Source organism: Longimicrobium sp., from assembly GCF_036280135.1.
In the GTDB taxonomy this organism is placed as follows: Bacteria; Gemmatimonadota; Gemmatimonadetes; order Longimicrobiales; family Longimicrobiaceae; genus Longimicrobium.
Map to the genome: position 1 here is coordinate 1 of NZ_DASURI010000356.1, position 7,938 is coordinate 7,938.

At 69.2% G+C, this 7,938-nt stretch carries 9 protein-coding genes; all 9 read right to left on the reverse strand.

The features are described from left to right. On the reverse strand, window positions 1-656 hold a 656-nt coding region (locus VFZ20_RS11140; RefSeq protein ID WP_414682932.1), incomplete at its 3' end, for a phosphoadenosine phosphosulfate reductase family protein. Then, on the reverse strand, window positions 649-1,752 hold the full coding sequence (gene dndB / locus VFZ20_RS11145; protein ID WP_329683951.1) for a DNA sulfur modification protein DndB: 1,104 nt from the start codon (window positions 1,750-1,752) through the stop codon (window positions 649-651). The genes dndB and VFZ20_RS11140, both read right to left, overlap by 8 nt. A gap of 197 nt (window positions 1,753-1,949) precedes the next feature. Beyond that, complete coding sequence (locus VFZ20_RS11150) at window positions 1,950-2,483, reverse strand: hypothetical protein (protein WP_329683952.1); 534 nt, start codon at window positions 2,481-2,483, stop codon at window positions 1,950-1,952. 199 nt (window positions 2,484-2,682) lie between these two features. After that, window positions 2,683-3,285 carry a hypothetical protein gene (locus VFZ20_RS11155; RefSeq protein WP_329683953.1) on the reverse strand — a complete coding sequence of 201 codons (603 nt, stop codon included), beginning with the start codon at window positions 3,283-3,285 and terminating at the stop codon, window positions 2,683-2,685. Continuing rightward, window positions 3,285-3,911, reverse strand: coding sequence for a hypothetical protein (locus VFZ20_RS11160; RefSeq protein WP_329683954.1), 627 nt, complete (start codon window positions 3,909-3,911; stop codon window positions 3,285-3,287). Before VFZ20_RS11160 ends, VFZ20_RS11155 begins: the two co-directional genes overlap by 1 nt. A gap of 6 nt (window positions 3,912-3,917) precedes the next feature. Continuing rightward, window positions 3,918-5,402, reverse strand: coding sequence for a hypothetical protein (locus VFZ20_RS33035; protein WP_329683955.1), 1,485 nt, complete (start codon window positions 5,400-5,402; stop codon window positions 3,918-3,920). A gap of 107 nt (window positions 5,403-5,509) precedes the next feature. Further along, the gene (locus VFZ20_RS11170; RefSeq protein ID WP_329683956.1) at window positions 5,510-7,171 is read right to left on the reverse strand and encodes a secretin N-terminal domain-containing protein; all 1,662 of its coding nucleotides are present in this window, start codon (window positions 7,169-7,171) and stop codon (window positions 5,510-5,512) included. Window positions 7,172-7,197: 26 nt separating this feature from the next. Further along, entirely contained in the window at window positions 7,198-7,596 is a 399-nt protein-coding gene (locus VFZ20_RS11175) for a hypothetical protein (RefSeq protein WP_329683957.1), read from the reverse strand. After that, a partial coding sequence (locus VFZ20_RS11180) for a hypothetical protein (protein WP_329683958.1) occupies window positions 7,593-7,938 on the reverse strand: 346 nt, incomplete at its 5' end. The genes VFZ20_RS11175 and VFZ20_RS11180, both read right to left, overlap by 4 nt.

The following is a 7,938-nucleotide window of genomic DNA, read 5'->3' on the forward strand; positions in this document are numbered from 1 at the left end:
TAGGTCCATACATCGTCAATCGAGAAAGCCTCGATCGGGGCGTAGACGAAGGCGTTCAGCAGGCTCGAGTGCCGTGCTAGGCGCGAACCCTTTATGCGGTGGAGCGCCATCACCTGGGCCCGCGTTGCGCTCTCGGACGCACGCACCCCGAGCACCATCACCACCTCGCCGAACTCCGCGACCCGCTGCCGGATGAAGTCGTTGGCGGGCTCGATTTTCAGCCGCTCGGTGCACCAGCGAAATCTCCGCGTGGGCGCGGGGTAGCCGCGCCCCAGGAGGTTCACCCAGAAGCTACGCTCGATCGTGGGGACCACCTTCTGGGTGCGGATCGGCAGCCCCTGTTCGCGCGCGGCACTCTCGATGAGTTCCAGCGTGCGGTCGATGTAGCCGACGATCACGGGCGTTTCGACCCGCGTATCGGAGCTGATCACGTAGATCGGCTTGTCAAGGAGCGCCCGGTCCATCGCGGACAGAGCGTTCCAAATGAGTTGAAGCGCACAGGTAGAGTCCTTCCCGCCCGAGTAACCGATCACCCAGGGCCGGCGGTCGGCAAGGTAGAGCCCCTGGATTTCCGCGTATAGCTGCGGGAGCGGGATCGCGTCGAACACCGAGGCAGGCGCCTGCGTCGGTTGAGCAAGAACTGGGAGTTCACGCATGAGCGAGGATCTCCGGCCCGGCGTGCAGGGCCTCGACCCGTTCACCCTCCGCCGTAAGCGGTAGGTTGAGGGCGTGCAGTATGACGTTTGCCACGAGGAGGATGTGGTTCCTTGATTTATTGATCCGGCCGCCCACCAGCGCGCGGCCTTCCCAGAGAGTTCGATTAGAGCGTGCCCAGTCGACGGTAGTGAGCCCGTCCAAGCGCTCTGGCCACGAATCCGGGTAAAGGGCGATCGCCTGAGTGCCGGCGATCGCTAGCGCGTGCAGCGCGATACCATGGGCGTGCACGTAGTCCTGCCGAAGCTCGGCCGCACTCACCTGGCGCGCCGCAACGCGCAGCCAGTCCGGCATCCGGGCCGCGACCTCGTTCCAGAACTGGATCGCGAGGCTTTCCTCCACCTCGGAAATAGACTCGCCCCGCGCCTTTCCGATCAGTTCGGCGGTTGCCTGATAGATGCTGCTCAAGGTGAAGAACTTCAGCGAGCGGTTGGAGATGGTGGTCTTCTCCAACTCGGTAATATCCCGAAACGTGGGCACACGAGCAATGACCTGCCGGGCCAGGCTGGCCAGAGGGTCGCGATGGTCATAAAGGACGCCAATGGACTTGCTCGGTCGAACGGCGTGCAGGTTCAGGTCTGCGAACATCTGCTGCGAACGCACAAGTCCGCGGTCGGCGAAGAGCACGACGGAGATCGTCTCCTCCCCCAGGTATGGCCGGTCTCTGATCGCCTCCTCGATCGCAGCACGCCGGTGTTGACCGTCATTAATGAGGATAGTCGCATTCATCGACACACGGAGACGCCCGACGGAACGCAGCGGCCCCTCCGCCACTGCCGGCTCAAATTCAACTTCGCCATCCACCGACGCGCAGAGTGAGGATAAGATGTACTCGCCGGGATTTTCGGTGATGTAGCGAGCGATGGCAGGAACCCGGGCGCGGTTGAGTACGCGCTGGGCCCGGAGGTCGGGCGGTATCGCGTCGTCATCGAAGCTGAACAACCGCGGCACCAGCTTGAGTGCGCACATGATCACGTAGTACGCCGTGCCAGCTTGAATGCCACGGATGGCCGAGAACTCGTAGCTGTTGGAATCCATTGGACTCGTGAGCGAAGAGAAGGGTGCGCTGGAAGTTTGTTGTTCCCCGTCTGGAAGTCAAGAAGTGCCCGCTTGGAAGTGTGACTTTGCCGTAACGGCGTTGAAGCCCGCGGACGGATGAACCGCCTGCGGGCTCCATGATGCGGGTGATGTCGCGGGCTGCGCTCATCGCAGCCGCAACCTGCTTCTGAATCCAACTAGGCGCTGGGATCGTTGCCCGTCCACTCGGTCGTAAGCTCCGTGCACACCGGATTGTACCCGCTCGTCTTGGAGATCGTGATCGTGCACTCCCACTTCCGCAGCTCTGTGCTCCGCGCGCGCACGCTGTAGCCCTGCTGCGAGACACCCGTGATCCTCAGCCCCACGCCCGGCTCGATCGGCAGCGTCATCGTGGCGGCGGTGGGCTGGCCCGTCGTCTGAACCGCGCTCGGGAACTGGTCGAACTCCTGGTAATGGAGGGCGGCCTGGCTGTGGAACGCCTTCAGCTGGTTGACCAGCGTGTTCTTCCTCGCCGCCTCGCTCCCGCCGATGAGGTTGGGGACGACCATCTTGAGCAGGATCGAGGCGATGATCACGACGCCGATCATCTCGATCAGCGTGTAGCCGGGCGCGACGCCGCGCCGGCGCGACACGGGGATGCTCGCGGGCCGGCGCTCCCGGCGCGGCTTGGCGCGGCGGGTGCTCGGCGGGACAGGAAGGGCCTTGCGGACGCGGGGCTGAGTCTGGGTCATACGTCGTTCTGCTGGGGCGTGGAAAGCTGCCACGGGCACGCAGGCCCGGCGGGTTCGCTCCGGCGTCTATGCGCTGGAGCGGCGTCTCCACAACCGAGATACCGCGACCTTGGACGAACGGTTCTGGAATGGCAGAAGGCCGTGGGCACGTTTCGCCCACGGCCTCTACGGAGCCCCCCTTTGACGAGGTGCGAGCGCCTTACGTGAGCGCCTCCGCCGGTGCTCCCACCCTGGCCAGCACCCGCCTCTCGGCCGCGTTCATGGCGGCCTCCAGCGGAGGCAGGATGCCTTTCCGCTGGTGCGCGATCGACCCGAACGCTGGCCAATCGGCGGAGTTCAGCATCTCCTGCATTGCATCCCAGCTCAGGATGTGGGTCAGGTCCTGCTTGTTGTATTGCAGGATGATGGGCACCTCCTCGATGCTTCGCCCGTTCCGCTCCAGCGTCGTGCGGAGCTCGTCCAGAGCCACCAGGTTGGCCTTGTCCCGCGCATAGTGGCTGTCGGCCACGAAGACCACGGCGTCGGGGTCGCGGAGGTTCTGCTGGCGCGCACCGGCGTACGGGACCTCGCCGGGAACGGTCTTGACGTTGAACTGCAGCGTCCAGCCGTTCGGCAGCGGCCGCACTACCGGCAGGAGGTCGAAGAACACGGTCCGTTCACCGTCAGTGTCTTCTCTCACCAGCCGCAAGCCGGCGACCTGCGACTCCAACTGCTCGAGCGTGGTCGTCTTGCCGCAGAGCCCGGGACCGCAGTAGACGATCTCCGCGATGTAGCGCCGGAGCGCGAAGTTCGTGATGGCCATCAGCCGTTCCCCAGGAGCTCGCCGCGTACCGCCGCGCACGCCGGTTCGTAGAGCGCGAGGAACTCGTCCATGCGCGATTCCATCCCTGCGCGCATAATCTCGGCTTCGTAGTGGGTGCGCGCGTGCCGGAGCGCCGCGTCGACCGCGCGCACGTCGCCATGCAGCCCTTGGTGCTGGAGCGAAAGCAGGACGTCACCGGCAATGACGTCCGCCAGCATCCGGAGCCGCTCCTCTTCACCGAGGCGCACGGGGGCCGAGCCCGGCCGCCCGTGCGGCGGGACACGCACGGAGCGGTCTGCTTCGGCGAAGAACCGGTCCAGGTCGCCGGTCCCGTCCCCGTCGAACGGCCTGGAGCGGATGACGGGGCTCACGAACGGCTTCGGCGGAGGACGACGGAACCGCGCCTGGGGCGTGGCCGCGGCGGGCGGAGATGCCTCTCGCGCCCTGGCTCCGCCAGCGGGCAGCCGGAGCCGCACGTCCCACATCCCGTCCGCGCCGGGCCGGAGGTCGATGACCTCAATGCCGTAGTGCTCTGCGACGGCACGCGCGCGCGCCACGAGCACCGCGTACGAATCGTCGAACGATGCGGCCAGGGCGGTGAGTTCGGTAATCGCTGGGTTCAGCATTCCAGGTCAGGGGCCGGGTACGGGCGCGACCACGAAGCCCCCCGGGATCACGGCCGCGATCACGTCCGTGCCGGAGGCGCGGGCGAGATAGACCATCGGGCCGGCGGTGGGGCCGAGGGGAATCCGCGCGATGCGCGTGAGCCTGAGCGCGTCGTAGACTGAGACTCCGTCCCCATCCGCGACGGCGAACCGGTGCTGCCCGCTCCCGCGTAGCCAGGCCACTGAACGCGCCCCCGGCACGGGAAGCGTCCCGCGCACGCCCAGAAGCGTGTCGAGGACGGCGACCGACTCTTCCCCCAGAACGAGCAGCGATGCGCCGTCGTCCGAGAGTTGGAGATCGGCAATCCGCCCGATCCGGTCCTCCGCGAGCATGTTGTGAATCGCCAGCGAGGAAAGCCGCGCGACAGGGGTGGCGGCGTCATCGATCCGGACAATCCCCGTCCCCGGACCGCACACCGGCCGGGATCCGTCGGCTGCGGCATACGCGACCCCGTCGCTGCCGGCTGCGACCAGCACGTCCCCAAGTGCCGTTGCGAGGCACATGGACGCGCCGTCCCTCCGCTGGATGAGATCCCGCCCGCCCGCGGCGGGCCTGAAGACGGTGGCTGCCACGCTCGTGTCGCCGCGCACCGCCTCGCCGTACTCGGGGAGCACGAGCCAAGCACCGCCGGGATGGGCGCGCTGGGCCGAGTCCGTTTCCGAGATCGCGCGAAGGACACCTGCCCTGGCCGGGTCCGGCACAGTCCCGTCGAGGACTTGGACGCCGCTCGGAAGCAGCGCGTAGAGGGCCGTGCACGAAGCGTCGGCGCAGCCCAATGCCAGCCTGCGGGCGGTCGGGCGCACAGCGGCGGACGTGAGCGTGTCGAGCTCCAGTTCGAGCGCAGGCAGCTCTACCCGGCGTACCGTCCTCCACTGGTCGCCGTCCGGCCGGAGCCACGTCACCTCCCCGCCTCCGGCGCCCAGCACGGCGAGCGCGCCCCCGCGGTACGCGACACGCTCCGGCCGCGCGGCAGCGGGTACGTATCCGCGGACCTCGCCGTCTCCGGAGAGGTCCAGCACGCCCACGGTCCCGTCCGCCTGTACCGGAAAGAACGCCATCGCTCGCTCAGGTGCGCCCGTGAGGTCGATGGGCGTGGCGCCGCCCGCGGCCAGGAGCCGCCGCCCTGCATAGACGCGCACCGGGCGCACCGCCGCCTTCGCAAGCGTCGCCGCCGCCGAGTCATCCGACGCGTAGACGCGGTTCCCCCCGTCGTCGAAGAGGACGGCGGTCAACAGGAGCTGCGATCCGCGCTCCACGGCCGGGGAAACTCCCTCCACGGGGACTGCGGCGTGCCCCTCCCGCACCGGCGCCTCCCCGGACCGCCACAGCACCTCCCGCCTGGCCTCGAGGATCAGCAGCTGCGCGCGTGTGTCCCGATCCAGGTCCCCCTCGACCGCGATCCGCACCGTGTCGCGCTCGTAGACCGCCAGCTCACCTGCAGGCAGCGTCACGCGGGTCCCGTCTCCCGTCTCACCGGGCTCGAAAAGAGCCGGGCGATCCATGCAGGCGCTCGCGGCGAGAAGACTCGCCGCCGCGGCCCAGCATCCACTCCGTCGCATCACGGCGCACTCCTGTCCGGGGCGTGGTGCACGTGCGGAACGAGCACGATCACGAGATCCATGTAGTTGCTGGAGACTTCGTCGCGGCGGAACAGCCGCCCCAGGACCGGAAGGCTCCCCAGGAGCGGCACCCCGCTCGACGCGCGGGCATGGCCTTGCACGGTGAAGCTCCCGATGACGATCGGCGTCTGGTCGTCCACGATCACCTCGGTCGTGGTGCTGTGCCGGCCGCCCGTGATGCTCCGCCCGTCCGGGCTCAGCGTCCCCCCGTCGCGCACCAGGTCGACCTTCATTCGTACCTGCCGGCCTCCCTCCAGCACGATCGGAGTAACCCGGAGCGTGGTGCCGGTGAGGAACTGCGCAAAGCCGCCCGAGCCCACTGTCGCGAGCGTCCCCTCGGCAGCGCCCGGAGCATCCGTCCGGGGATACGCGCCCGGCTCCTGCGAGCCGCCGGTTGCCGGGGTACCCGGCAGGCCGTTCTGCGCGCCCGGCACGATGACGCCGCCGCCGGCCAGGATCGGCTGCGGATTGGGCAGGATGTACGAGTCGCCCACGTTGATCTTCCCCTCCCGCTCCGACGTGGTCATCACCAGCGGGCGGGTCTCCGTCTCCGCGAAGCCGGCGGAGGTGAGCGCGTCGATGAACACGTTCAGCCCGATGGGCGTGTTCCCGAAGGTGCGCCGGAGCGTAAACGCGCTGCCGGTGAGACCCGGGATGGAAGAGGCGCCACTGCCGGCTACGTTAACGCCCGTGGACTGCCCGCCCGTGGAATCGTTGACGACGGGGACGAACGAGTAGGAGACCCCCCGCCGGTCCATGGCCGAGCGGTTCACGAGGAGCATCCACGCCTCGATGCTCACGTTCGCGGGGCGCCTGTCATACTCCTCCACCACCTCGCGGATGGCGGCGACCTGGTCGGCGGAGCCGTAGACGACCAGCGTCCGGCTGATCTCCGGGTCGCCCATTACTTCCACGCTCCCAGGAGCGGTGGAGTCCGCCGCCGCCCCCTCGAACATCGGCTGCAGCGCGGCGACCACGTCCCGGGCGTCCCGGAACTGCAGGTTGATCAGCTCCGGGCGGCGGCCGCGGTTCGCTTCCCGCGCGCTGACGATCGTGATGATGCCGGACGGCGCCTGAATGGCGCGCAGGCCATGCGCTTCCAGCATGGACTCCAGCGCCTCGTGCCAGTACCGGTCCCGGATCTCGCCCGTGAGACGGGTCGCGCGCACGTCTGGATCGGAGCTTACCACGATGTCTACGCCGACCCGCTCGGCGATGTAGCTCGCCACGTCGGCGACCGGTGCGTCGAAGAGCGGGAGGTCGATCCGCGGCGGGTTGGGGCCGACGCGGATCCACTTGCCCTGGCGCACCGGCTCCTGGCCGGTGCGGCTCGCGCGCGTAGCCGGCGCAGGGGCATGGCCCGCCCCGGGGCTCGCGGGCTCTTGACTGGCGCTGTCCCTGGCCGGGACCGGAGTGACCGGCTCAGCGGTCGGGCCGGCGTGCGCGGCCGCAGCCTCGGCCCGGCGAACGGAGTCGGCCTGCTGCTGCTCCCTGAGCTCCGCGAGGGTTCGGAAGCGCGGTGCCGGGCCGCCGGCACCGCCAGCGCATGCACCTGCGCAGAGGAGCAGTGCCGGCCCGATCACGCGCGCCACGGCTGCCATGATGCGATCTGCAGACGGCACGGTCGTCAGGGTGTAGAAGGGGTGGAATCGCGCACGGACAGGTTGAGCACCGTCGTTCCTCCAAAGCCGGGGACCGCCACCCGGACGCTGCGGGGGTGGATCTGGAGAATCCGGTAGTCCCCCACGCGGTCCCCGGGGCGGACCACCCGCCGGACGGGTGGGCGGCTGTCCACGCGCACGACCGCCAGCGGCTTGCCGGGATGATGGGAGTCGACTCCGATCAGCGTTACCTCGATGCGCGGCAGGTCCTGCCCCGCGTACAACGAGGCGGGCGGCACCAGGGGGTCGCGTGTGCCGCGTGGGTAGGTCCACGGCTCATCGCGGGCCGGGCCGCTCGCAGAAGCCACGGGGCCCGCCACCACGCACGCGGCCAGCGCTGCGGCCGCCACGCACCGGCGTCTCACGGCTCCGCTCCCGGCGCGGATGATGATCCGGCGGCCACGGAGTCCGCGGCGGCGCCCTCCGGCAGCGCGTACCAGATGAGGTCGAACATGGCAGATGCCTTGAATGGGGTTTCACCCGCGTCGGCCAGCGCGGTGGCGGCGCCGGCGCTGTCCGCAGGCTGAACGGCCGACGCGCCGGCGGCGCCGTAGGCTTCCGCACTGCGCACCAGCGAGTCGGGGATCGCGTGCAGCCGGAAGCCTCGCGTCCGGGTCAGCCGGGGGAGGGAGGCCATCTCGGTAAGGAGCACGCCGAGGTCCTCGTAGCGGCCCACCACGCGCACTGCGTATCCAGCCGCCTGGAAG